General features: G+C 44.7%; 22 protein-coding genes. 16 read left to right on the top strand and 6 right to left on the bottom strand.

All coding sequences use genetic code 11. The annotated features are described in order from the left end of the window. Positions 1-23 precede the first annotated feature (23 nt). The 5 genes from CLV93_RS01520 to CLV93_RS01500 are packed head-to-tail and all read left to right on the top strand — an operon-like array spanning position 24 to position 3803. A complete protein-coding gene (locus CLV93_RS01520; protein ID WP_106540405.1) occupies positions 24-797 on the top strand; it encodes an AMP nucleosidase in 774 nt (257 codons plus the stop codon). Between the two features lie 2 nt (positions 798-799). Continuing rightward, entirely contained in the window at positions 800-1801 is a 1002-nt protein-coding gene (gene holA, locus CLV93_RS01515) for a DNA polymerase III subunit delta (RefSeq protein WP_106540404.1), read from the top strand. A 10-nt stretch (positions 1802-1811) separates the two neighbouring features. Then, a complete protein-coding gene (locus tag CLV93_RS01510; protein WP_106540403.1) occupies positions 1812-2411 on the top strand; it encodes a rhomboid family intramembrane serine protease in 600 nt (199 codons plus the stop codon). Further along, positions 2412-2921: a D-glycero-alpha-D-manno-heptose-1,7-bisphosphate 7-phosphatase gene (locus tag CLV93_RS01505; protein ID WP_106540402.1), complete on the top strand. Its 510-nt coding sequence runs from the start codon at positions 2412-2414 to the stop codon at positions 2919-2921. 24 nt (positions 2922-2945) lie between these two features. After that, entirely contained in the window at positions 2946-3803 is an 858-nt protein-coding gene (locus CLV93_RS01500; protein WP_170108837.1) for an aminotransferase class IV, read from the top strand. Positions 3804-3821: 18 nt separating this feature from the next. On the opposite strand, the gene CLV93_RS01495 is transcribed toward CLV93_RS01500, so the two are convergent. The 3 genes from CLV93_RS01495 to pruA form a co-directional block, all read right to left on the bottom strand. Continuing rightward, positions 3822-4400 carry a YqgE/AlgH family protein gene (locus tag CLV93_RS01495; protein WP_106540400.1) on the bottom strand — a complete coding sequence of 193 codons (579 nt, stop codon included), beginning with the start codon at positions 4398-4400 and terminating at the stop codon, positions 3822-3824. Between the two features lie 139 nt (positions 4401-4539). Beyond that, a complete protein-coding gene (locus CLV93_RS01490) occupies positions 4540-4839 on the bottom strand; it encodes an FtsB family cell division protein (protein WP_211297715.1) in 300 nt (99 codons plus the stop codon). A 105-nt stretch (positions 4840-4944) separates the two neighbouring features. Further along, a complete protein-coding gene (gene pruA / locus CLV93_RS01485; protein ID WP_106540399.1) occupies positions 4945-6582 on the bottom strand; it encodes an L-glutamate gamma-semialdehyde dehydrogenase in 1638 nt (545 codons plus the stop codon). Positions 6583-6812: 230 nt separating this feature from the next. Between pruA and CLV93_RS01480 the strand changes: the two genes are divergently transcribed. Then, on the top strand, positions 6813-8906 hold the full coding sequence (locus tag CLV93_RS01480; RefSeq protein WP_106540398.1) for a PAS domain-containing sensor histidine kinase: 2094 nt from the start codon (positions 6813-6815) through the stop codon (positions 8904-8906). Positions 8907-8938: 32 nt separating this feature from the next. Here CLV93_RS01480 and CLV93_RS01475 read toward each other — a convergent pair whose 3' ends face one another. Together CLV93_RS01475 and CLV93_RS01470 are read right to left on the bottom strand one after the other, a co-directional pair. After that, positions 8939-10768 (bottom strand): LTA synthase family protein, encoded by a 1830-nt coding sequence (locus CLV93_RS01475; RefSeq protein WP_106540397.1) that lies wholly within the window; start codon positions 10766-10768, stop codon positions 8939-8941. A 124-nt stretch (positions 10769-10892) separates the two neighbouring features. Next, the gene (locus CLV93_RS01470; protein ID WP_106540396.1) at positions 10893-12206 is read right to left on the bottom strand and encodes a type IX secretion system plug protein; all 1314 of its coding nucleotides are present in this window, start codon (positions 12204-12206) and stop codon (positions 10893-10895) included. A 203-nt stretch (positions 12207-12409) separates the two neighbouring features. On the opposite strand from CLV93_RS01470, the gene CLV93_RS01465 reads away from it, so the two are divergent. The 7 genes from CLV93_RS01465 to CLV93_RS01435 all read left to right on the top strand — a co-directional run bounded on the left by CLV93_RS01465 (position 12410) and on the right by CLV93_RS01435 (position 19226). Beyond that, the gene (locus tag CLV93_RS01465; protein ID WP_106540395.1) at positions 12410-13762 is read left to right on the top strand and encodes a Na(+)-translocating NADH-quinone reductase subunit A; all 1353 of its coding nucleotides are present in this window, start codon (positions 12410-12412) and stop codon (positions 13760-13762) included. A 39-nt stretch (positions 13763-13801) separates the two neighbouring features. Continuing rightward, complete coding sequence (locus tag CLV93_RS01460; RefSeq protein ID WP_106540394.1) at positions 13802-14956, top strand: NADH:ubiquinone reductase (Na(+)-transporting) subunit B; 1155 nt, start codon at positions 13802-13804, stop codon at positions 14954-14956. Between the two features lie 11 nt (positions 14957-14967). After that, the gene (gene nqrC / locus CLV93_RS01455; RefSeq protein WP_106540393.1) at positions 14968-15672 is read left to right on the top strand and encodes an NADH:ubiquinone reductase (Na(+)-transporting) subunit C; all 705 of its coding nucleotides are present in this window, start codon (positions 14968-14970) and stop codon (positions 15670-15672) included. A gap of 1 nt (position 15673) precedes the next feature. Next, positions 15674-16324: an NADH:ubiquinone reductase (Na(+)-transporting) subunit D gene (locus CLV93_RS01450; RefSeq protein WP_106540392.1), complete on the top strand. Its 651-nt coding sequence runs from the start codon at positions 15674-15676 to the stop codon at positions 16322-16324. 28 nt (positions 16325-16352) lie between these two features. Beyond that, on the top strand, positions 16353-16970 hold the full coding sequence (gene nqrE / locus CLV93_RS01445) for an NADH:ubiquinone reductase (Na(+)-transporting) subunit E (RefSeq protein WP_106540391.1): 618 nt from the start codon (positions 16353-16355) through the stop codon (positions 16968-16970). Positions 16971-17014: 44 nt separating this feature from the next. After that, on the top strand, positions 17015-18277 hold the full coding sequence (gene nqrF, locus CLV93_RS01440) for an NADH:ubiquinone reductase (Na(+)-transporting) subunit F (RefSeq protein WP_106540390.1): 1263 nt from the start codon (positions 17015-17017) through the stop codon (positions 18275-18277). Positions 18278-18428: 151 nt separating this feature from the next. After that, on the top strand, positions 18429-19226 hold the full coding sequence (locus CLV93_RS01435; RefSeq protein WP_146141926.1) for a toxin-antitoxin system YwqK family antitoxin: 798 nt from the start codon (positions 18429-18431) through the stop codon (positions 19224-19226). Here the strand turns inward: CLV93_RS01435 and CLV93_RS01430 are convergent. Further along, positions 19223-20311 carry a DUF3810 domain-containing protein gene (locus CLV93_RS01430; RefSeq protein ID WP_146141925.1) on the bottom strand — a complete coding sequence of 363 codons (1089 nt, stop codon included), beginning with the start codon at positions 20309-20311 and terminating at the stop codon, positions 19223-19225. The two genes, CLV93_RS01435 and CLV93_RS01430, sit on opposite strands and share 4 nt — an antisense overlap. 123 nt (positions 20312-20434) lie before the next feature. Here CLV93_RS01430 and CLV93_RS01425 point away from each other — a divergent pair, with 123 nt between their 5' ends. The 3 genes from CLV93_RS01425 to xseB are packed head-to-tail and all read left to right on the top strand — an operon-like array spanning position 20435 to position 23766. After that, the gene (locus tag CLV93_RS01425) at positions 20435-22078 is read left to right on the top strand and encodes a S8 family serine peptidase (protein ID WP_106540387.1); all 1644 of its coding nucleotides are present in this window, start codon (positions 20435-20437) and stop codon (positions 22076-22078) included. A 7-nt stretch (positions 22079-22085) separates the two neighbouring features. Further along, positions 22086-23555 carry an exodeoxyribonuclease VII large subunit gene (gene xseA / locus CLV93_RS01420; protein WP_106540386.1) on the top strand — a complete coding sequence of 490 codons (1470 nt, stop codon included), beginning with the start codon at positions 22086-22088 and terminating at the stop codon, positions 23553-23555. A 7-nt stretch (positions 23556-23562) separates the two neighbouring features. Then, positions 23563-23766 (top strand): exodeoxyribonuclease VII small subunit, encoded by a 204-nt coding sequence (xseB, locus tag CLV93_RS01415; RefSeq protein ID WP_106540385.1) that lies wholly within the window; start codon positions 23563-23565, stop codon positions 23764-23766. Positions 23767-23834 lie beyond the last annotated feature (68 nt).

The following is a 23834-nucleotide window of genomic DNA, read 5'->3' as shown; positions in this document are numbered from 1 at the left end:
ATAATTTTGCATAAAATTGACAGATGAAGACAAAAGAAGAAATTGTAAAAAACTGGCTACCACGTTATACCGGGCGTAGTTTAGATGATTTTGGAAATTATATTCTGCTGGTAAATTTCCAGAAATATGTCGAGATGTTTGCAGAGAAATTCAATGTGCCCATTGTGGGTGAGGACAAAGCGATGCCGAATGCCAGTGCCAATGGCATTACCATCATCAACTTTGGTATCGGCAGTCCCAATGCAGCACTGATAATGGATTTGCTCAGCGCGATTGATCCTCATGGTGTTCTCTTTCTGGGAAAATGTGGAGGAATCAAGAAGAAGAATGAGTTGGGCGATTTGATATTGCCGATAGCTGCCATTCGGAGCGATGGTACATCGAACGACTATTTGCCACCTGAAGTTCCTGCACTTCCGGCATTTAGCCTGCAGCGAGCTATTTCATCCACTATTCGTGATCACAAACGCGATTATTGGACCGGTACGGTATTTACCACCAACAAACGGGTTTGGGAGTACGATGAGCGTTTTAAACGCTACCTGCAAAAAACCCGCGCCATGGCAGTCGACATGGAAACAGCCACCATCTTCACGGTAGGTTTTTATAACCAGATTCCTAGCGGAGCTTTGTTGCTGGTTTCCGATCAACCCATGATTTCTACCGGAGTGAAAACCGAAGCCAGCGACAAGGAAGTAACCCGCAGGTATGTCGACGAGCATCTGGAAATCGGTATTGAATCACTACTCGAGTTGAATAATAACGGAAAATCCGTCAAACATCTGAGATTCGATTAACTATGGATTTTAATGCCATTTTATCTGACATAGAAAACAAGCATTACCAACCCGTTTATTTTTTAGAAGGGGAGGAAACCTATTTTATCGATCGAATCAGTGAAGAGATAACCAGTAATGTATTAACCGAAGCGGAAAAAGGCTTCAATCAGACCATCCTTTACGGGAAGGACGCCGATGTGGATACCATCATTACAGCAGCCCGCCGCTTCCCCATGATGGCTTCGCACCAAGTGGTGGTAGTCCGGGAAGCGCAGAATATCAGAAATATAGAAGATTTGGCTCCGTATATCGAGCATCCGCAACCTTCGACATTGCTGGTCATCAGCTATAAATACAAAAATGTAGATAAGCGCAAGCGGCTTTATAAAGCCCTGCAAAAAAATGGAGTTTATTTCGAAGCAAAACCCATCTACGAAAGTAAAATACCGGCCTGGATCACAAAATATCTTCGGGTAAAAGGCTACGGGGTGGAGCCTCGCGCGGCCCAGTTGATTGCCGACCACATCGGTAACGATTTGAAGCGGATTGTGAGTGAGCTGGAGAAGGTGATCATTTCGTTACCTCCGGGCATGAGTGTTACGCCAGATGAGGTAGAACGTAATATCGGTATTAGCAAGGACTACAACGCGTTTGAGTTGCAAAAGGCCATTGGAAAGCGTGATGTTTTGAAGGCGAATCGCATTGTCAATTACTTTGCCGACAACCAAAAGATGCATCCGTTTCCGGTTGTCATCGGGATATTGCATTCTTACTTTCGTAAGATTCTGGCCTATCATTTTTTGGAGAATAAAACCAACGAAAAAGCTGCGGCTGGAGCTATCGGGGTTAATCCTTACTTCATCCGCGACTATGTTAATGCGGCCCGGAATTATAACATCAAACGTTCGGTGAACGCTGTTGCGCTATTGCGCGAATACGATATGCGATCGAAAGGTGCCCGCGGAGGCTCGACCGACAGTGGTGAATTGCTTCGTGAGTTGATTTATAAAATTTTACATTAAGAAATCAGGTATGACAATTATTATCATCATTATCACCTCATTGGTTTCAATTCTGGCTTTTTCGCAGCAGGATGTGATGGGACGTCTGCAATTCAACGCCTATCAGGTTGTTCACCGGAAGGAGTATTTCCGGATTTTCACTCACGCGTTTTTGCATGCGAACTGGGAACACCTGCTCATTAACATGATTGTGCTCTGGTCGTTCGGTACAGCCGTTGAACATTATTATTACCTGAATTTCGGTTCACGCGGAACCTACCTGTATCTGGTACTGTATTTTGGAGGGATTCTCTTCTCAAGCCTGGGAGGTTTAATTAAGCAAAAGAACAATTATTACTATAATGCAGTCGGGGCATCAGGAGCGGTTTCGGCCGTTGTTTTTTCTGCCATCTTCTTTGCCCCCTGGAATAAAATCTACTTCTTCGGATTGCTGCCCATTCCGGGAGTTGTTTTCGCAGTCCTGTACCTGGTTTATTCTTACCAGATGAGCAAGCGGAATGTGGATAATGTGGGTCACGATGCTCATTTCCTTGGGGCGATATTTGGGTTTATACTGCCCATCATTATTCGTCCTTCGTTGTTTATCGAGTTCATCAATAACCTGTTTTAAATGGGAAACAATCAAGCAGTTTTTATCGATCGTGATGGAACGATTAACGATAAAACGCCGGCATATTACATATATACCACAGCCAATTTCAAGTTAATTGAAGGCGTTGGTGCCAACCTGAAGAGATTGCAGGATGCAGGTTACCTGTTGATTGTGATTACCAATCAGGGAGGGATCGATAAGGGAGAGTACACCCACAAAGATGTGGCCCGGGTGCACCGGTATATGCGGGAATTGCTTGAAGCCGAAGGAGTGCAGTTAACGGACATCTTTTATTGCCCGCACCATTCCGATATTCAGGAATGCGAATGCCGCAAACCCGGGACTTTGCTGATTGATGAAGCGATTGAAATGTATGAGATCGATCGCGAACACTCGTGGTTTATCGGAGACTCGGATATCGATATGGAAGCTGCTGAGCGAGCCGGATTGCAACGAATTCGGGTGGAAACTAACAAGCCTTGGGGTGATGCCATTCAACCCATTCTGGACGACGTGTATAAGCCTTAACTTTCTAAAAGAATACAAAATTCAGTGAAAGGTGGTTTTGTTCTATATAACGGCAAATTTTTTCGTGCCGACGAAAAGTTGTTTGCAGGAAATGAGTTGTTCCGTCTCGAGGCCGGCATCAAAGTCTGGTTTCGAACCGAGGACAACGAAATCCTGTTTCACGAGCAAAACTATGCTTATCTGTGTGCTGCTACCCGGGCGGTGAATCTGGCCCTCCCTGAAGATTTCGATTTGGCAGGTGCCCGTCTGCGCCGCGATGTTTCCCGCTTACTGAACAAGAACAAGTTTTACCTGGCCGGGAGAGTAGTCATTTATCTTTTTCCCGGAATGAAAGGAACCGATGTACTGCTGACGGCAGAAGAAATTCCCCGAGGTTTTTTCCCGATGAACGAAAACGGTTTGCTGATTGACATCTTTAACGAAGGGAAAAAATCGGATACAGTGATGAATCCGTACGAAACCGGAAGTCGGTTTCTATGGATGATTGCAGCAGCAAAGGCGCAGTCGCTGCGCCGTCAGAACATGATTTTGCTGAACCACGCCGGATTTTGCTGTGAAGGAATTGGCACGTCGTTTGGATTCATCCGGGAGAATGTTCTTTATGTACCTTCCGAAAAAAGTGAAGGCTACAAGGTTGTGCTGACGGAAATGGTTAGCGAAGCAGCCCGTCAAGCCGGTTTTATGACCGTTGAAAATGACAGGATTACTACTGCTGAACTGGAAAAAGCAGAAGAGGTCTTTCTGATTGACAATGCTTTGGGAATTCAGTGGGTAATGGGGATTGGAAACCGGCGATACTACAATACCAAAACTTTCGAAATCGTGAAAAAACTGCAGCTGATGGCGCAAAATAAAAAAGCCTTTCGCAGTGCAAAAGGCTGATGTTATATCGATGATTGATTAATTCCAGTTCGGATCTTCCGGGAAATTTTGCCACATGCTGTAACGACCTCCAACTTGTTTGACACTTTCGAGCCAGAAATTCTGGTCACTTCCCATGATACTTTTTACGTTGGTCTCAGCTACGAGCCACGAATTCTCCTTAATTTCTGCTTCGAGTTGTCCTTCGCTCCATCCGGAATATCCGAGGAAAAAGCGAACTTGATTTGGATTAACAACTCCGGAGGATATCAACGTTTTAAGGTGATCGAAATCGCCGCCCCAATAGAGGTCGTCCATTACCTTTACACTTCCGGGAACCAAATTACCCAACGTATGGATGAAGTAAATCATATTAGTGCTTACTGGCCCGCCAATGAAAACCTGCGTTTCGAAATTGGTGAACTCATTCATGAACTCATGTACAGGAAAATCGACCGGTTTATTGAGGATGAATCCAACCGCTCCTTCTGTTGAATGCTCCACAAGAAGAACTGCCGACCGGTTGAAATAATTTCCCGGTAGGAAAGGTTCCGAAATAATGATTCGACCTTGTTTCGGAGCAATCTGGCTTTCTATTTTGAAGAAATCGAATTGCATAATCGGTTGTTCTTCTTAAGTAAATTAGAAATTAATCATGATTTATCAAATACCTAAAGCCCGCAGCCATGCCTTTTCAGGTCTGGTTCTGCCATGCAAATACGTGAAAAACAAAAACTATGCCTGTTTAAAAAACGAATTATTTTTCTTCGATAATGAAGATGTCTTCGTTTTTCTTTTTCATCAGGTATTGCTCGCGGGCAAACTTTTCAAGGTTTTGAGAATCTGTCTGTAACTCTTTTAATTTCCTGCGGTCCGATTCAATTTTATGCTCATAATAAGCTTTGTCGGCTTTTAACTTATGGAGCTTCTGTTGGTCTTGAAACAGCGAAATAAAATTGTGATCGTCCAGAAAAGTCATCCACACGAAGAATATTACAAAAGCCAGCAAATATTTATTGGCTACAATTCTGAGTAATATCCGTGGGATTTTCGGCATGTTGACTTTCTGATTTTTATTCAAATTAAAACAATCCTTTTTAAAAGAAAAAGAGGAACCCTGCAAAAAGGTTCCTCTTGAACTATGAAAGTATGCTTAACTATCCTACTCCTTATCGGGAAGGAAGTTTGGATACATGTAGTTGTGCGGCGGAACAAAGTTCTCTTTAACTGCCCGCATCGATACCCAACGAATAAAGTTGAAAACTGAACCGGCTTTGTCGTTAGTTCCCGAACCACGGGCTCCACCGAATGGTTGCTGTCCGACAACGGCTCCGGTCGGTTTATCGTTGATGTAGAAGTTGCCGGCTGCATTTTCCAGTCGGTCCATAATCTTCTCAATGCTGTAACGGTTCTGAGAGAAAACAGCTCCGGTCAACGCGTACATCGAGGTATTATCCAGGATGGTTAGTGTTTCGTCGAGTTTGTCGTCTTCGTAGACATAAACTGTTACTACAGGTCCAAACAGTTCTTCCTGCATGGTGATGTAATCAGGCTTATGAGCCAGAATAACAGTAGGCTCAATAAAGTAACCTTTGCTCTTGTCGCATTTTCCTCCGAAGATTACTTCAGCGTCTGCATCTTTTTGAGCGTTGTCGATAAAACCTTTCAGTTTATCGAAAGAAGATTCGTCAATAACCGCGTTAACAAAGTTGGTGAAGTCTTCCGGTCCACCCATTTTAACGGTTTTCAACTGAGCTTCGATAGCTGCCCAAGCCTTCGGCCAGATGCTCTTCGGAATGTAAATACGGGAAGCTGCAGAACATTTTTGTCCCTGGTATTCGAAAGCACCGCGAACAAATGCAGTAGCCAATGCATCGATGTCGGCTGTATTGTCGGCGAAGATGAAGTCTTTACCGCCGGTTTCACCAACGATGCGCGGGTAAGTTTTGTATTTGTGAATATTCTCACCAATGGTTTTCCAAATGTTCTGGAAGACTCCGGTTGAACCGGTGAAGTGAATTCCGGCAAAATCAGGATGACTGAATACAACATCAGCTGCAGTCGGTCCTGACACATGAACCAGGTTGATTACTCCGTCCGGAACGCCTGCTTCGCGCAACACTTCCATGATAACAGCTGCAGAATAAACAGCGGTTTTCGATGGTTTCCAAACAACGGTATTACCCATCAGTGCCGGAGCAACCGGAAGGTTACCGGCGATGGACGTGAAGTTGAAAGGAGTCAAAGCGAAAACGAAACCTTCGAGCGGGCGGTAAGCCGCGTAGTTCCATATTCCTTTTGAAGACTCAGGTTGCATTTCGTAGATATCAACCATGCATTTCACACCGTAGCGGTAGAAATCTGCCAACTCGCAGGCTGCGTCAATCTCTGACTGGAAAGCATTTTTCGACTGTCCCAGCATGGTCGCAGCGTTGATTTTTGAACGATACGGACCTGAGAGCAAGTCGGCTGCTTTCAGGAAGATAGCGGCACGGTGCTGCCATGACATCTTGGACCACTTTTCGCGGGCCTCAAGAGCAGCGTCGATTGCCTGACTTACATGCGAAGCATCACCCTGGTAATAGTGTCCCAGCAGGTGCCCCAAATCATGCGGCGGGCGCATTTCAATCTTCTTATCGGTTGTTACTTCTCTTCCTCCAATAATCATTGGAAGGCTAACTGTCATCGAGCGCAGTTCTTTGATTTTTTCCTGTAATTCCTTACGTTCCGGTGTGCCTGGAGCATAGCTCTTTACCGGCTCATTTTTTACTTCAGGAATATTAAAGAATCCTTTGGGCATGATTTTCTGTATTTTTGCGTTATTATATATGTTTAGGATAAAATTTTTTATTCCTTTTGCAACAAATCTATGGATTTAGATGTAGAGATTTGCTAATAAAAATCAGCTTTAGAGCTGTTCCCTTTATTCACGCGGTGAGGAAGCGAGACAGAAAAAAGACGAAATTGTAGGAGGAAGAAAAATTACTATTTTTAATTGCTTAAAATTGCAAAACTAACCCTGGGGATTAGATGTTTGAAAAATTATTCAACTTTATTGGAAAAGCATATCCTGCAGCAACTCATGGAGATCTGAGAAAAATCCGGACGCTTTTCTTTTTTTATCTCGCCGCCATTATTCTTACATCCGGCTGGATTATCTTTGATTCATTTAGTTTCCCGACCCGTAATAATTATCAGGGAGAGTTAAGCCTTTTCGGGATTGCAATTCTCGGTTATTATTTTGTTAGTAAAGGTCAGCGAAGTGCTGCGGTTGGTCTCATTCATCTTCTTCCAATCCCGGTTTATTTTCTGTTTATTTCTTCGGAATATGCCATGCTGCCACCAGAGCAGTCTATTCCACTTACGATAAGCGCGCTGATTTTTGGGTTGTTCTTTCTGCTCATCTTCGCCGAAAGGCAGATACAATTTCTCATTTATTTCGTCATATCGTTTACCACGCTATTTCTTCATACATGGTGGGTGAAAGATCATGGATATATAATGTCTGTTTTCTGGCCCGATCATAATCCTTATATCAATCCACTGCTGATTTACCTGGTGGTTTGGTTCCTCTCCTACATTATTTTTTCGTTCAACCGCAGAGCATTTGAGGAAACGACCGAACGGCTGGTTATGCAGCAAAGGCGAGTCGGTAGTATTCTGCTTCAGATTCCCGACGGAATACTGCACATGTCCTATATTCGTGATGAACAGGGGCAGAAAACGGGGTTGCGAATGTTGCGGGTCAATCCGGCATTTGAGGAAATGTTCGGTGTGAAGAATAGCGAAGTTCGGGGCCGTCCGGCATCATCTGTTTTTCAAAAGATATTTCGGGACAAAGTCGATTGGCAAGCGATTTTCCTGAACGGGAAGAAAAGCAAGTACGAAATTTATGTTCCGCATATGGAGAAGTGGTACGAAATCTCCATTCTCCATCTCGAATCCGAAGAGTTAATCGGAATGTTCAGCGATGTGACGGCAGCGAAAAAAACATTGGATGATTTGTCTGCCAGTCGGCATCGGTATAAATTATTGTTGGAAACCATCCCTGATATTTTCTTCGTTATTGATAAGGACGGCACTTACATTGACTACGTAGCGAAGGAAGAGGAAGGAATCGATATCGCGCCCGACGATATTATTGGCAGTTCTATTTTTGAAGTGGGATTTACAGAGCGCATGGTGCGTCAGGTTTTTCACTCCATCCAAACAGTAATCAAATTCGATGCGATTGAAACTATCGAATATGCACTAGAGATTCCCGGTAGGGGAACCTGTTTGTTTGAAATGCGGATGGTGAAATTGTCTGACGTTGCAGTAATGGCTGTTTCGCGCGATATTACCAAGCGGAAGCTGGCCGAACAACGACTGGAAGAAGCCAAAAAAAAGGCAGAAGAAGCCGATCGACTCAAATCAGCGTTCCTGCAGAATATTTCGCACGAAGTACGTACCCCGATGAATGCTATTCTCGGGTTCTCGAACATGCTGATTGCAGAAGAAGTTCCCAAAGCCGAGCGCGACAAATATCTTCAGTTGATTACCAAAAATGGACAAACGCTGCTGCATCTGATAAACGATATGATTAAACTGGCCCGGATTGAAAGTGGCCAGATTGAAGTCAAAAAGCAATTCTTCTCTGTTAATAACCTGATGGTTGATCTGCACCGGCAATTCATTTATGAAAAAGAGCAGCGTGGAAGAAAACATCTGCTACTGAATATTTCAACTGGTAACGATAATCCGCAGTTTTCCATTTACTCCGATGGCAATAAAATCAGGGATATCATGGAGAACCTGCTCGACAATGCCGTGAAGTTTACACACGAGGGTGAAATTGAGTTTGGTTACCGTTTGCTGGAGCAGAATAACATCGAATTTTTTGTGCGCGATACCGGCATTGGAATTCCGGTTGAAATGCATAAAGACATATTCCGGCGCTTTCATCAGCTCGATAACAGCCTGACCCGCGAATATGGCGGAACAGGAATTGGACTATCGGTTGCCCAGGATTTTGTCGATAAATTGGGATCGCGGTTAGAGGTGTCCTCCGAATCGGGAAAAGGGTCCAAATTCTTTTTTGTGATTCCTATCGAAGCGGGCAACGGATTCCTCCGTGTTGTTTAATTGCCTGAGATTTTCCCTGAATTGACCTTGTCTTATTTATTCAAAAAGTCGTTCCACATTACCTGCAAATAAGCCTTTCCAAAAGCGTCGTTCTCTTTCGTCGAATCCTTTAATGTGACGTATTCTTTTGCAGTGTTGTCAAAAACACGAGTAGCCGAATCGCTCAGAAATCCGAAACCATTGTTGAAGGCAAAAAAGGAAAAACTTTTTGTGCTGTCGGCCAGTAAGTCTTTGCTGTAACGAAATTGGTTCGCGTTCAGGCTCAACTGGTGTAGCAACGTAGCCGCGATGTCAGTCTGACTACCGAATGTGTGAACTACAGTGTCAGTAACAGCCAGTGCTCCGCCGGTGAAGAGTAGGGGGATGTGGTATTTGAGCGGATCGGTCGGCAACGAATTTCCCGGCTGCGGATGTCCGTGGTCAGCCACCATAACGATTAATGTGTTGTTCCACCAGTTGCTTTTCCGGGCCGAATCGAGGAAAGCTCCCAGACACTTATCGGTGTAATAAGCCGAGTTCATGAACTTCGATGCCTCATCGTCTCCTTTGATAACAGTCTTCATGGGAACATCAAACGGTTCGTGGGAACTCAGCGTGAACAGCATTTTGAAAAACGGTTCCTTGCTTTTTGAGATATCGTCGTACAGCCGCTTGAACATGACGTGGTCGTGCACTCCCCATTTGGAATTGCAGTCTTTTTCCGGAAAATCTTTCTTCGAAACAATGGTATCGAAACCTGCAAGCGTAATGTAGCTGCGCATATTGGCAAAATCGACGTTCCCGCCATAGTAGTAACTGCAGTTATAGCCTACATTTTTCATTTCACGACTGATGAACGGAAGCTGTTGGGTTTTCTGCGGAAGCTTGATGATGGAGGCGGTCGGTTGTGCCGGAAAACCACTCACTACGGCCACAATTCCCTTTGCAGACCGGTCGCCCGAAGCATATACATGATCAAATAAAATTCCATTGTGGCACCACCGGTTCAGGTTCGGAGTTACTCCGGGAACACCGCCGAGCGGTTCAATCATTTTTGCCGTGAAACTTTCCAACAGGATCAAGACAACATTGGGGTGCTCTGTTTTCAGAAGGTGTTTTGTACTACCTTGATGGGCGTAGAAGTTATGAAACAACGAATCTGCTTTTTCATTGGGCATGAAACGGTACGGTGGATTCATCTTGCGCAGTTTCTTCAGGCTGTACAAAAAGTTCCAGACCGAGTTGACTGCAACGTGGTTCGGGTACAAATCCTTACTAAAATAAACCGAGCCGGTGTTGATGGGGGCAATTCCCAGACTTCCCCTGACGGGAAGAATCATTGCGCCGGTGAGCAACAGCATAGGGAGCGCATAGGTATACCTGACAGCGTTTAAAAAGTTGACTTTGGGAGAAACGAATTTCTTGAAAAGAAAGAGCCATAATCCCGCAAAGGAAAAAATTAAGGTAAAGAGCAGAATCCATCTTCCGGCTGAGGTTGACGCCAACATCTCTTTGGGAGTGTTGAGGTACATCAGCGGAGTGCTGTCGAGGTGACTGCCCCAGTTGCGGTAGATTTCCGCATCGCCTACAATGACCAGCGCGAAAAGAACGATGAAGAACCGGTTGATTCCAAGAATGATTTTCCGGAAGACATTCGCTCCACTAATGATGGATAACGTTAGTAACAACCCGTTTAACATCAGAAAATAGCCAGTAGCCGACAGATCGAGGCGGGAACCGTGTAGAAAAGCGAGCAGGATTTCACTAAAAGCATATTTCCGCGTAAGCGAAACTTCGTAAACGGCAAAAAATATTCGGGCACTAATAAAATAGGAAAACCAGAAAATAAAAAGTCTCAGAAAAGCCGTTAGTCTTTCGCGCATGGTTTAATTGTCGATAAAATTTGCGCCGCGAAAGTAATACAAAAATGTTACACGAAAGAATTACTTCTTCTGTGTCTGACGGTTTCGGGAGTGTTGGAAATGTCTTTCGGCCTGTGTGCAGAACCTACTGATTGGCCGAATTAATAACCTGGTAGCCGATTAACTGGTCGTAGCGCGAACTGATGCCGCGGTAGTAAACAAAAATCTGGTAATTATTTTCGGTTTCCACGTGGCTGCCTTCCAACAGCGAGGTGTCGATCTTTCCATCATCGTTCCGCACATAAGCATATTCGTAGTCGTAAAATCCTTGTTTCAGCAGCAGAGCCAATTCGTATTGTTTGCGTTCGATGCTGTATGTCATCTGGTTGGATGGATTGCACTGCCAGCCCGAAAGTTCACCGAACACATAAATGTTTCCTTCGGTAAGCGGTGCCTGAATGTCGAGTGAAAAATGGACCATAGCGTAGTCGGCTTCCACATCACTGTCAGTCACATTGTCCCGTTTCACGAGATAATGCCCGTCCAAATCGTTTTCAAAGTGGTAATCCTGTCCGTGGCGGTCCTTGTCGGGATACAGGGTAACGTGGAAGAGCGGCGATAAATATTGGATTCCGGCAATGCCTTTTCCGTTTACTCTCAGGCTTTTCATGTCGAAATTCCGGAATTCATTTCCTCCCTTGAACACGTTTTCTTCGCTGTAATCGTAAACTAACGAGTTTTCACTAATAAACTGTGGAAGCAAATCCGTTTTTGCATTATCCCAGCGCCCGTTTTGCATCAGCAAAACTTTCACTTCGTCGCGCGGATTCTGTATGGAAAAATCGGGGTGTTGTATCGCAAAATCAACTTCCTGATTTGGTCCCCTGTAGCTGTCGTAAGTGGCCGGTTTTACTTTTCCGGTTACGCTCACTTTCTGGTCAACCACAAAAAAACGCCGGGTAAGTACTGGTTTTGTGTGATCGTAATTGTTCCAGACAGTTAAAACGTAATTGCCCGAAATTTTCGGTTTGACATCGTCATTCGGGATTCGGAGCAGGTAGTTGACGTAGGGAATCGTCGTATTCACCGAATATTCATAATCGTCAATGGTATTTTCAAAAAATCCGTCAAGGTATTCCGACTCAATCAAACTGGAAGGAGTCCAGTCGGCAGAGCAATGTTTGATGGTGTAGCTGTAGGTTTGTGCTTCACCGGAAAGGTCATCGAATTTAAGAACCAAATGTTGGTCGGAGCCCAAAACAAGAACAGGCTGCGAAAATTCCCATCCTTCCCTATAAAACTGAACAGTATGAATATTATCGCTGTAAACCTGATTCGTCAGGAGGTTTTCATTATCGGGATTGTCTTTTTGCGGTAAATTTTTTGCTGATATTCTGGGCCCAAAGAGGAGAGAAGCCGTGAGGATGAAAATAGTACGTATGGTGAATTTACGAAGCATGGCATAAAATTAACGAAAAACTAAATAAACTATCAAGGTCTTAAAACATACATATATTCAGACATTTGCAAGATTTACTTTTAGAAATTGAATAGCGTTGGGAATGAATATTTTAGAATGTGCTTATAAATTAGAGCAAAGATTGTGAAAAAGTACCTAAATATTTACTTTTGTGCATCAAATTAATCATTCAAATCACTACAATGTCAAACGTTATAAAGCTCAAGAGAGGTTTAGATATTCAGCTTAAGGGTAGGGCAGAGAAAATCCTGGACCAAATGGATCGCCCCGACACTTTCGCCATTAAACCTACCGACTTTCATGGGCTTACCCCGAAACTTGCAGCAAAAGAGGGAGACAAGGTAAAAGCCGGATCTCCGCTGTTTTTTGACAAGTATCAGCCGGAAGTAAAGTATGTTTCTCCGGTGAGCGGCGAGGTGGTTGCCGTAAACAGGGGTGAGCGTCGCAAGATTTTAGAGGTGGTTGTGAAGGCAGATGGTGAGAACCAGTCTGAGGAATTCCGGAAAGCTAATCCGGCTGATTTAAGCCGTGATGAGGTACGCGAGGAATTGCTCCGCTCGGGTTTGTGGCCGGCGTTTAAAATGCGACCTTACGGAGTCGTGGCGCGCCCGGACGAAAATCCCAGGGATATCTTCATTTCGTGTTTCGACAGTGCCCCTCTGGCTCCCGATTATGATTACATCCTTAGCGGTGAAGAGAGCGCCTGGCAGACAGGTTTGGATGCCCTCAGCAAACTGACCGATGGTAAAATCTATCTGGGTCTTCCTGCTGAAGGTGCCAACAAAGTATTTGCCAATTCAAAAGGCGTCGAAATCAATCGTTTCCAAGGGCCCCATCCGGCGGGAAATGTAGGTATTCAATTGCATACCGTCGCTCCGCTTGCAAAGAATGAAGTCGTATGGACCATTCAGCCGCAGGATGTTGTTGCCATAGGTAAACTGTTTGAAAAAGGCATTTACGACCCGTCCCGAATTATTGCTTTTGCGGGCTCCGAGGTGAAAGAACCACGTTATTACCGTACGTGGGTTGGTGCTAACCTGGCAGGTTTGTTCAAAGGCCGGTTGACCAACGATCATGTTCGTTTTATTAGTGGAAACGTACTGACTGGTAACCGTATCGAATCGGATGGATTCTTAGGATTTTACGATTCAATGGTTTCGGTTATCCCGGAAGGCGATTATTACGAAGCTTTCGGATGGGCCCTCCCCGGATTTAACAAGTTTAGTCCGTCTCATACCTTCTTCTCATGGCTCGGTTCAAAGAAGAAGAAATATCGTCTGGATACCAACATGCACGGTGAAGAACGTGCCTTTGTTGTTTCGGGTGAATACGAAAAAGTATTACCGATGGATATTCTTCCTGTATACTTGTTGAAAGCCATTTTGGCCAATGATATCGACAAGATGGAGAAATTGGGTATCTATGATGTTGTGGAAGAAGATATGGCGCTTTGCGAGTATGTTTGTACTTCAAAAATTCAGGTACAGAGCATCTTGAGAAAAGGCATTGACTCCATGATCAAAGAGTTAGGCTAACGGACTGTCTTTTTAGTTGAAAATAATTCAAATATATCGATGAAAGCAATTAGAAATTTGTTCGATAAAGCAAAGCCCCATTTTGAAAAGGGTGGTAAATTTCACATGTTCAAATCGGTCTTTGGCGGATTCGAGACATTCTTGTTTGTCCCGAATCATACCAATAAGAACGGAACACACATCCGTGACTATGTTGACCTGAAGAGAACGATGGTGATTGTTGTCGTTTCCCTGATCCCCGCTTTGCTTTTCGGCATGTACAACATAGGTTATCAACACAATTTGGCTGTGGGAGAAACTGCTGATTTCTGGCAGACTTTCTTTTATGGTTTCATTCGTGTTTTACCAATCGTAGTCGTTTCGTATGTTACCGGATTGGGAATTGAGTTTGCTACAGCGCAGATGCGCGGGCACGAGATTAACGAAGGATTCCTGGTATCAGGTATGTTGATTCCGCTGGTGATGCCAATTAATACTCCTCTATGGATGATTGCAGTAGCCACCGCTTTTGCCGTCATTTTCGGTAAAGAGGTATTCGGTGGAACCGGTATGAACATACTGAACCCGGCACTTACGGCACGTGCGTTTCTCTTCTTTGCATATCCGTCTTTCATGTCCGGCGATTCAGTCTGGACGCGAATCGGAGCCGGCAACCATGCGGTCGATGGTTTTTCAGGTGCTACCGCAATGGCGCAGGCAGCACAGGGACATCCCATCACGTATTCCGTTTCTGATATGTTCTTCGGATTTATTCCAGGCTCCATAGGTGAAACATCAACGCTGGCCATTCTGATTGGTGCAGCCATCTTGCTTTGGACCGGAGTTGGAAGCTGGAAAATCATGCTTTCAGCTGTATTGGGTGGAACCGTTATGGGACTTCTGCTGAATATTTTTGCTGTGAATGCTTATATGGCCGTTCCGTTCTGGGAGCATTTCATCATGGGTGGATTTGCCTTCGGTGTTGTCTTTATGGCTACTGACCCGGTTTCGGCTGCACAAACGCCAAAAGGAAAATGGATTTATGGTTTCCTCATCGGATTCCTGGCTATCCTGATTCGGGTTATCAATCCGGCTTATCCTGAAGGTGTGATGCTGGCCATCCTGCTGATGAACGTATTTGCTCCGCTGATTGACCACTATGTGGTAGAGAGCAACATTAAACGTAGAATGAAACGCGCAACTGTTAAAGCCTAAATATTTAAGAAATGGATAAGAACGGAAACGCTTACACATTTATATATGCTTCGGTAATGGTTGTTTTGGTAGCGGCGGTTCTGTCGTTTGCTGCCATGAAGCTGAAAGCACCGCAGCAGGAGAATGTGAAGATTGAGAAACAACAAAGCATACTGAAGTCGTTAAATATCGAAGTCAGCGCGGATAAGGCAGAGCAAGTCTACAAAAAGACGATTACCGACTCGTACGTTGTTAACACGAAAGGCGACCAAATCAAAGGGGATGCCTTTACCGTTAACCTGAAAGAGGAACACGCCAAGCCGGCTGACGAACAGAAATTACCTGTGTATGTTGCCGATTTGGGCGATCAGGGTAAGAAATACATCATTCCCGTAAGGGGAACCGGTTTGTGGGGACCTATCTGGGGATATCTTGCTTTTGACAGCGATGGAAGCACCATTTTCGGAGCGACCTTCGACGACGAAGGAGAGACACCCGGATTGGGAGCACAAATTGCCACCGAAGGATTTCAAAAGCAATTCGCCGGCAAATCGATTTTCAATTCTGAAGGAAAATTTGTTTCCATTTTTGTGGCCAAATCAAGTGAGAAAGGTAAAGCTAATCCGAAACACAGTGTGGATGCCATTTCGGGTGGTACCATTACCAGTAAAGGATTGCAGAAGATGCTTCAGGTTGATTTGAGCAAATACACTGAATTCTTTAAAAAAATAAGATAAAATGAGCGACAAGGAACCTTTATTCTCAAAAAAGAACCTGAGATTGCTGACCGACCCGCTGAACAGCAAAAACCCGATTACCGTTCAGGTATTAGGTATTTGCTCGGCACTGGCAGTAACCGCTCAGTTGAAACCGGCTGTGGTAATGTCGCTGGCTGTAATCGTGGTTACGGCATTTTCCAATTTAATTATATCAATGCTTCGTAACACCATTCCCAATCGAATCCGTATTATCGTTCAGTTGGTTGTTATTGCTGCATTGGTGATTCTGGTCGACCAGATTCTAAAGGCATATGTTTACGATGTAAGTAAGCAGTTGTCGGTATTCGTTGGTCTGATTATTACCAACTGTATCATTATGGGACGTCTGGAGGCGTTTGCATTGGGTAATAAACCGATTCCGGCATTTCTCGATGGAATCGGTAACGGTGCAGGTTACGGCCTCATCCTGGTGATTGTTGCATTCTTCCGTGAGCTTCTGGGATCGGGAACTCTCTGGGGATACCATGTGATTCCGGCCAGCTGGTACATCGATAACGGAGGATGGTATTCCAATAACGGTATGATGATTCTGCCTCCGATGGCATTGGTTACTGTAGGTGTCATCATCTGGGTACAGCGTGCCAAAAACCGTGAATTGATAGAGGACTAATCGGAAACAGAAAAAACGAACAAGCGATATGGAAAATTATATTAACCTGTTTGTCAAGTCCATCTTTGTCGACAACATGGTATTCGCCTACTTCCTGGGAATGTGTTCCTACCTGGCGGTATCAAAATCGGTTAAAACGGCTACCGGACTCGGGCTTGCAGTCATATTTGTATTGGGAATCACCGTACCGGTGGATTACCTGCTTGAGAACTATGTATTGAAAGAAGGTGCGTTAACCTGGTTGAGTAAAGACTTTGCCAACGTTGATTTGGACTTCCTTAGCTTCATCATGTTCATCGCTGTTATCGCATCGATGGTACAGTTGGTGGAGATGGTCGTTGAAAAATATGCACCGGCTCTGTATACCAACCTGGGGATTTTTCTTCCCCTGATTGCAGTAAACTGTGCAATCCTCGGTGGTTCATTGTTCATGCAGCAGCGTGAATTTGTGGACATCGGCGAAGCAACAGCTTATGGTTTAGGCTCCGGCGTTGGCTGGTTCCTGGCGATTGTAGCTATTGCGGCCATCCGTGAAAAGATTCAGTACTCGAATGTACCGGCTCCGCTTCGTGGACTGGGTATTACATTCATCATTACTGGTCTGATGGGGATTGCATTTATGGGCTTTATGGGAATTAAGTTTTAATCTCCGAAAGGGTTAAGAGTTAAATGATAAAATCAATTGAAATCATGATAATTCTGGCAACACAAACAGCAGTTATCGTCACCAGCGTAGTGGTATTCCTTCTGGTCATCCTGCTGCTGGTTGGTATTTTGCTGTATGCGAAAAAGAAGTTAACCCCATCGGGGTCAGTCGTTGTAAACATCAACGATGGTGAAAAAACGATTGAAACGGAGCCCGGTTCTACGTTACTTTCAACACTAGGAAATAATAAAATCTTTCTGCCGTCAGCGTGCGGTGGTGGTGGTACCTGTGGTATGTGCCGTTGCCAGGTCGATTCGGGAGCCGGAAGTATTCTTCCGACTGAAACCGGATTCTTCACCCGGAAAGAGCAGCAGAACAACTGGCGTCTTTCATGTCAGGTGAAAGTGAAAGAGGATATCGAAATGCGCGTCCCTCAGGAGGTGATGGGTATCAAGAAGTGGGAGTGTACAGTTGTTTCGAACAAGAACGTGGCTACCTTCATTAAGGAATTTGTGGTAAAACTGCCCGAAGGCGAAAACCTCGACTTCAAATCAGGTGGTTATATCCAGATTGATGTACCGAAAACTGAAGTGGACTTCAAAGATTTCGACATCGACGAAAAATTCCGTGGTGATTGGGAGAAATTCGGTTTGTTCGATCTGAAGATGAAAAATCCGGAACCGACTTACCGTGCTTACTCAATGGCCAACCACCCGGCAGAGGGGAACATTGTGATGCTGAACATCCGTATTGCAACACCTCCGTTCGACCGGGTAAACGGTGGATTCCAGAAAGTGAATCCGGGAATCTGTTCCTCTTACATCTACTCGCTGAAGCCGGGTGATAAGATAACGATTTCAGGACCTTACGGTGAATTCTTCCTGAAGGATAACGATAACGAAATGATGTTCATCGGCGGTGGAGCCGGAATGGCACCGATGCGTTCGCACTTGTTCCACCTGTTCCACACGGTGAAAGAATCGAATAAGAAAGTAACTTTCTGGTACGGTGCCCGTTCATGGAAAGAAGTTTTCTACTACGATCAGTTCCGTGACATCGAGAAGAACTTCCCGAATTTCGAATTCCATCTGGCTTTGTCGGAACCGCTTCCTGAAGATAACTGGGACGGCCCGACAGGTTTCATTCACCAGGTGATTTATGACAATTACCTGAGCAAGCACGAGGAACCCGAAGAGATTGACTACTATCTCTGCGGACCGCCGATGATGAATGATGCGGTAACCAAAATGCTATACGAATTGGGCGTTCCGGATGAGAACGTACTGTTCGACGACTTTGGAGGTTAATAAACCCAAGGATAATTCAAAAAGACCGTTTTCTGTTCAGAAGACGGTCTTTTTATTTTATATTAGTCGGGAAATTGTCCTAACCTGGAATGCCAAAGGCTGTTTGCTTTTCTTGTTGAAAAGAGATTTTGGGTAATTAAAAACAACGCATGTGAGACTATTCATTGTGTTTACTATGCTCATCGGTTTTATGAGCTTCGGATTTGCGCAGGAGCCGGTGAATCAAACTGATTCCAACGGTTTAAAGCAAGGTCATTGGATTGGCCACTATCCCAATGGTAATATTCAGTACGAAGGAACATTTGTCGATGGTGAGCCGGTTGGCGAAATGAAACGATATTATCCCAACGGTCAGTTGCAGGCCCGAATGCACTATGTGCCTGGTTCGGACAGCATCATTGCCGAGATTTATAATAAAGATGGTAAAAGAACAGCAAAAGGGGTTTTCCTGGGAAAGAAAAAATCGGGTACCTGGTCCTACTTCGATGGCGACCGCATTGTTTCCTGCGAGCATTACCTCAATGGATTGCATATGGGAACCGATACCATCTGGTTTAAGAGTGGAAAGCCGGCCCGGACCAGTGAGTGGGAAGCAGGCAAAATGAACGGAGTTGTGCGCGAATATTATCCCGATGGCAAGCTTAAGTTCGAGATGGTTTACGTCAACGGGAAAAGAGATGGATTGACGGTTGCATACTTCGAGAACGGCGACCCCGAGATTGAAGGAAATTACGTTAATAATCTGCGCAATGGCGACTGGAAATTTTACAACCAGGACGGAACTTTAAAATATACCCTGAAATACGATAAGGGTGTTTTGCTGAATTCCGATGTACTGAACAAAGCTCAGCAGAAAGAATTCTACGAGATGGAGAAAAACCGGGAAGTGCTGAAAGACCCGGAGAAGTATCGCAATGACCCGTCCGGATATATGGCGCCCCGACGTTAATGTTTCTCCTTTTGCTCATACCAGCGGAGAACCAGCTCAACTACCTGGTTGTAGTTTAAAGTTCCCTGCTTAATGTTATTGCTTTTCAGGTAGGCGTCGTTGGCGGCCGTTTGTATCCGGTCCAGCTTTTCATTTCGCAACGATCGCCAGTATTTTTGTTCAGCTCGTATGTCAGCAATCACTTCGGGCCTTAGTTTCTTCACGTAATCGCGATAGTTTTTCAGCGGAAGCGCATCCACGAGAAAATATTGTATCAAATTAAAATTGGCTGAGTACCGCAAATATGGATTTGAGGACGTGCTGCAAACCACATAAGCGCAGAAGTTGGCTTCCGATTCCCGTGCCATTCCAAACTGATGTGCTTTTTCGTGCGCCAGCACAAACGGATATTCGGTGGGCAACAATTTCCCGTTGATGTGAACTTCGTTGAAAAACGGCCCGAAATAACCACTTACTCCTGATTTGGCAAATAACCCTGAATAAAGCATCGTTTTCGGCCGACGGTAACCGTTGGGATAAGTAATTTGTAAAAAGTCAGCGTTGGCCTTGTACGAAGCTTCAACGGCACTATTGATGTCAGCTTTCTTCAGACTGTCCATCTCCATCCATGATGCGTTCGTTTGGGCAATCAAAGTATCGAGTGTTTCGATGAAGAGACTATCCGGCAATTTCCCGGTAGGAAAATGAAGACGGTTGTCGATAGAAGGGCGAAAATAATTGAATCCCCAAACGAGGTAGAAGTAGCTGTAAAGAATGGCCAGAAACTGCAAGGTTTTCAGCAATGTTGGAGTGAACCTGATTTTCCGGAATATCAGTAAAAGGATAACAACAATGGCTGCGAGCACAAATGCTGTCCAGAAGATGTCCCAAAGCGAAAAAGGTACAAAACGACTGAAGAACGAAAGGATGGTGGCAATAACCGGATAGAGTCCGTGGGAATACCAATTATCAGTCAGTTGCGGAAAGCGAATTGCCAACCGCGTTATCAGGAAAACGACAGCTGCCACCCAGAATACTAAATAACGGGTTGGAAACAGAAATCCACGCACTTTTCGCCAGTAACTCATCACAACACTTTTCCTCAAAAATATAAAATTGGAGGTTGGTAGAGTCTATTTAGCGGGGATGTTTTAACGACAAGCAAAGAAGAATGGACGAAAATTCTGTTTCATTGTCCGGAAAAATTAATTTTACTGAAAAGCTCCCGAATGAAACTAGCCTGGCTAATCATATTATTGTACCTCCCTTTGTTGGTTCATGCGCAAAGTACCGGTGCAAGGTATCGCATCGAATTTACCGATAAAGTTGGCTCAGCTTATGATTTGTCGCATCCGGAGAGCTTTTTGTCAGAACGGGCACTCTCGCGTCGCATCCGGTACCATATCCCGATTGATGAATACGATCTGCCTGTCTCCGCTGTGTATCTCGATAGTTTGAAGAAGCACGGATTTAAAGTTTTGTACACCTCCCGCTGGTTCAATTTTGCAACAGTTGCTGTTGTGTCTCCCGAAGACACTGCCGGAGTTTCGGACTGGAATTTTGTTCGTTCGATAAAACTAACCAGACCGGAGAATGTATTGAAAAATGCTGAAAGTAAGTGGGATGAAATTAAAGCACCTTCGACAAAAAGTGCACAAGGTGAACCTGACGACAGCTATGGTTATTCCAGCGAGCAGGTAGCACAGTTGAACGGGAAAATTCTTCACGAGAATGGTTTTAAAGGGCAAGGTATGCTGATCGCAATTCTTGATGCCGGTTTCCGTGCGGCAAATCAGCTAGCGGTATTCGACTCACTTTTTCAACAAAACCGAATGTTGGGAACTCGTGATTTTGTCAATCCCCAATCCGATGTTTTCCAGGAATATCAGCATGGCATGAATGTTCTTTCGCTTATGGCGGCGAATTCGCCCGGCACATTGATTGGAACAGCACCGGATGCGAGTTATTATCTCATTCGGACAGAAGATGAGAATTCGGAATACCCGGTTGAGATGGACAACTATATTGCTGGTTTGGAACTGGCGGACAGCATTGGTGCCGACGTTATCAACGCTTCGCTGGGCTACTTCAACTTTGATGATCCGGCATATAATTTCAGCTACGATGAGCTTGACGGAAAAACACTGATGATTACGCGGGCTGTGGAACTGGCCGAAAAGAAAGGAATGATTGTTTGCGTCAGTGCTGGAAATGAAGGAGATAATGCATGGCAGCACATCGTTGCGCCGGCCGATGCAAACGGAATTTTGAGCATGGCGGCGGTCAATATAGCAGGGGAGAGGGCAAGATTCAGCTCCATCGGTCCTTCGGCTGACGGTCGCATTAAACCGGAAGTGGCTGCCTGTGGTTGGGATGCCTGGATTCAAAAATATCCGGAGGAGCTCGGTACGTCAAACGGAACCTCATTTGCTTCTCCGCTTGTCGCCGGCCTGACTACCTGTTTGTGGCAGGAATATCCGGAAAAAACACCGGCAGAAATAATCGATGCCGTTATCCGAAGTGCCAGTCAGTATGATTCGCCGGATAATTACCTGGGATATGGAATTCCCGATTTCGAAAAGGCGTCGTTACTTTTGCAGAAGACAGTAACCGAAGATAAACCGGAAGAGCAATGGAAAGTGTCTCCCAATCCATTTGTCAACAACATTCGATTGGAGTACCAGAGGTCGGGATTATTGGATGATACTTCGGCTACCTGTATATTGATTAACGGCACAGGAACAATTTTGAAGGAAGAACGTTTGTCAGGCAGAATCCAATGGATAAATCTTGGTTCACTGCCGTCAGGTTTGTATTTCCTGCGGGTGATCACAAATGGAGAAACAGAGAACCATAAACTCATTAAGAAGTAAGGCGCACATGGCTTCATCAATGGAAAATAAATTACGACTATCTGAACTAAATAATCGGGTAAAAGGAGTTCTTCAGGATGCTTTCCCGACAGCTGTCTGGGTCATTGCCGAGATATCTGAAATGAAAGTCAATCGGAGCGGACACTGCTACATGGTGCTCGTTGAAAAGGATGAAGATTCTGATGAAGTGCTGGCACAGGCGCGCGGAACCATCTGGTCATATACATTCCGAATGCTGCGGCCTTTCTTCGAGACAACGGCTGGTCAGCCACTTTCAGAAGGAATGAAAGTGCTGGTGAATGCCACCGTCGAGTTTCATCCGTTGTATGGCTTCAGCCTGAATATTCGGGATATTGACCCGACTTACACAATGGGCGACATGGCCCGGAAACGGCTTGAAGTGGTCAACCGGTTGAAGGACGAGGGCGTATTTGAGATGAACAAGGAGTTGGAATTGCCACTGGTTCCGCAGAAAATAGCGGTTATTTCTTCATCGACGGCGGCGGGTTATCAGGATTTTCATAATCAACTGAATAAGAACGCCTACGGTTACCGTTTTTACACACATCTGTTCCCGGCCCTGATGCAGGGGAACCAGGCCAGTGAATCAATTATTGCTGCACTGGAGCATATTTACCTGTACGAAGATTTCTTTGATGTGGTGGTGATCATTCGCGGGGGAGGTTCGCAGCTCGATTTAAGTTGTTTCGACGATTACGAACTGGCCTTTCATATCACGCAGTTTCCCCTTCCGGTGATAACCGGTATAGGGCACGAAAAGGATGACACCATCAGCGATATGGTAGCGCATACGCGTATGAAAACACCGACAGCTGTAGCCGAGTTTCTGATTGCCGGAGTCATGCAGTTTGATGTCCATCTGGATGAATTACAACAGGAGTTTGTCAATTCAGTGGAAGACATTCTGGCAGAATCCCGGCAGCGGCTCGATAGCGCTGTGAAAACGTTGAAACCCGTGGTTCAGCAATTGTTGTTTAACCGGCAAAAGAAATTAAGCCGGTATGGCTGGCAGCTGGAAAGTTCTGTTAGTGAGATTTTGCGGAACAATGAATACCGGTTATCCCGGAAGAAAGATGAGATAAAAGAATTATCAGGGCGAATCATTCATGATAATCGCTACAAACTCGATGAATACCGCCATTTTATCAGCCGGGCTTCGGCTCATCAGCTGGAGGAGGGAAAGTCGAAGTTGGATAATCTGTTGGAAAAGCTTAAAGGACAATCGAAAAGTCGTTTTTCTGCTGAAAAGAACCATTTGTTACTTGCAGAAAAGAGAAAGGAGTTATTGAATCCGCTGAATATTCTGAAGCGAGGCTATTCGATTACGTATCATAACGGTAACGCATTGAAAGAAACAGCGCAATTACAAGAAGGCGACGAAGTACGTACATTGTTGAAAGACGGCACATTTACCAGTCGTGTTTTAAATAAAGAAAATAAATCATCAAAAAAATAAATCAGTCATGACAAAGAAAAAAATATCATACAAAGAGGCTGTCAATGAGATAGAAGAGATACTTGAGCAGATGGAAAGTGAGGAACTTGATGTGGATGAGCTTTCCGATAAGGTAAAAAGAGTATCCTATCTGATTAAGGTGTGCAAAGACCGGTTGCATCAGACGGAGGAAGAAGTTGAAAACATCCTGAACCAAATGGATGATAACTAAAGTCGGAGTTATAGCAAATAGCCACCTTTCGACGCTTTTGGGCATTGAATGCATGGCCTGGTGAGAAT

Origin of the sequence: Prolixibacter denitrificans (genome assembly GCF_003014495.1) — a bacterium.
GTDB classification, from domain to species: Bacteria; Bacteroidota; Bacteroidia; order Bacteroidales; family Prolixibacteraceae; genus Prolixibacter; species Prolixibacter denitrificans.
Note: the sequence above shows the minus strand (reverse complement) of the source record. Positions and strands in the feature narration are given on the sequence as shown.

Bases quoted from the DNA above. Each gene is read 5' to 3' on its own strand.
- CLV93_RS01520 (WP_106540405.1), top strand. From the start codon at position 24: ATGAAGACAAAAGAAGAAATTGTAAAAAACTGGCTACCACGTTATACC.
- holA (WP_106540404.1), top strand. From the start codon at position 800: ATGGATTTTAATGCCATTTTATCTGACATAGAAAACAAGCATTACCAA.
- CLV93_RS01510 (WP_106540403.1), top strand. From the start codon at position 1,812: ATGACAATTATTATCATCATTATCACCTCATTGGTTTCAATTCTGGCT.
- CLV93_RS01505 (WP_106540402.1), top strand. From the start codon at position 2,412: ATGGGAAACAATCAAGCAGTTTTTATCGATCGTGATGGAACGATTAAC.
- CLV93_RS01495 (WP_106540400.1), bottom strand. From the start codon at position 4,400: ATGCAATTCGATTTCTTCAAAATAGAAAGCCAGATTGCTCCGAAACAA.
- CLV93_RS01490 (WP_211297715.1), bottom strand. From the start codon at position 4,839: ATGCCGAAAATCCCACGGATATTACTCAGAATTGTAGCCAATAAATAT.
- pruA (WP_106540399.1), bottom strand. From the start codon at position 6,582: ATGCCCAAAGGATTCTTTAATATTCCTGAAGTAAAAAATGAGCCGGTA.
- CLV93_RS01480 (WP_106540398.1), top strand. From the start codon at position 6,813: ATGTTTGAAAAATTATTCAACTTTATTGGAAAAGCATATCCTGCAGCA.
- CLV93_RS01475 (WP_106540397.1), bottom strand. From the start codon at position 10,768: ATGCGCGAAAGACTAACGGCTTTTCTGAGACTTTTTATTTTCTGGTTT.
- CLV93_RS01470 (WP_106540396.1), bottom strand. From the start codon at position 12,206: ATGCTTCGTAAATTCACCATACGTACTATTTTCATCCTCACGGCTTCT.
- CLV93_RS01465 (WP_106540395.1), top strand. From the start codon at position 12,410: ATGTCAAACGTTATAAAGCTCAAGAGAGGTTTAGATATTCAGCTTAAG.
- CLV93_RS01460 (WP_106540394.1), top strand. From the start codon at position 13,802: ATGAAAGCAATTAGAAATTTGTTCGATAAAGCAAAGCCCCATTTTGAA.
- nqrC (WP_106540393.1), top strand. From the start codon at position 14,968: ATGGATAAGAACGGAAACGCTTACACATTTATATATGCTTCGGTAATG.
- CLV93_RS01450 (WP_106540392.1), top strand. From the start codon at position 15,674: ATGAGCGACAAGGAACCTTTATTCTCAAAAAAGAACCTGAGATTGCTG.
- nqrE (WP_106540391.1), top strand. From the start codon at position 16,353: ATGGAAAATTATATTAACCTGTTTGTCAAGTCCATCTTTGTCGACAAC.
- nqrF (WP_106540390.1), top strand. From the start codon at position 17,015: ATGATAATTCTGGCAACACAAACAGCAGTTATCGTCACCAGCGTAGTG.
- CLV93_RS01425 (WP_106540387.1), top strand. From the start codon at position 20,435: ATGAAACTAGCCTGGCTAATCATATTATTGTACCTCCCTTTGTTGGTT.
- xseA (WP_106540386.1), top strand. From the start codon at position 22,086: ATGGCTTCATCAATGGAAAATAAATTACGACTATCTGAACTAAATAAT.
- xseB (WP_106540385.1), top strand. From the start codon at position 23,563: ATGACAAAGAAAAAAATATCATACAAAGAGGCTGTCAATGAGATAGAA.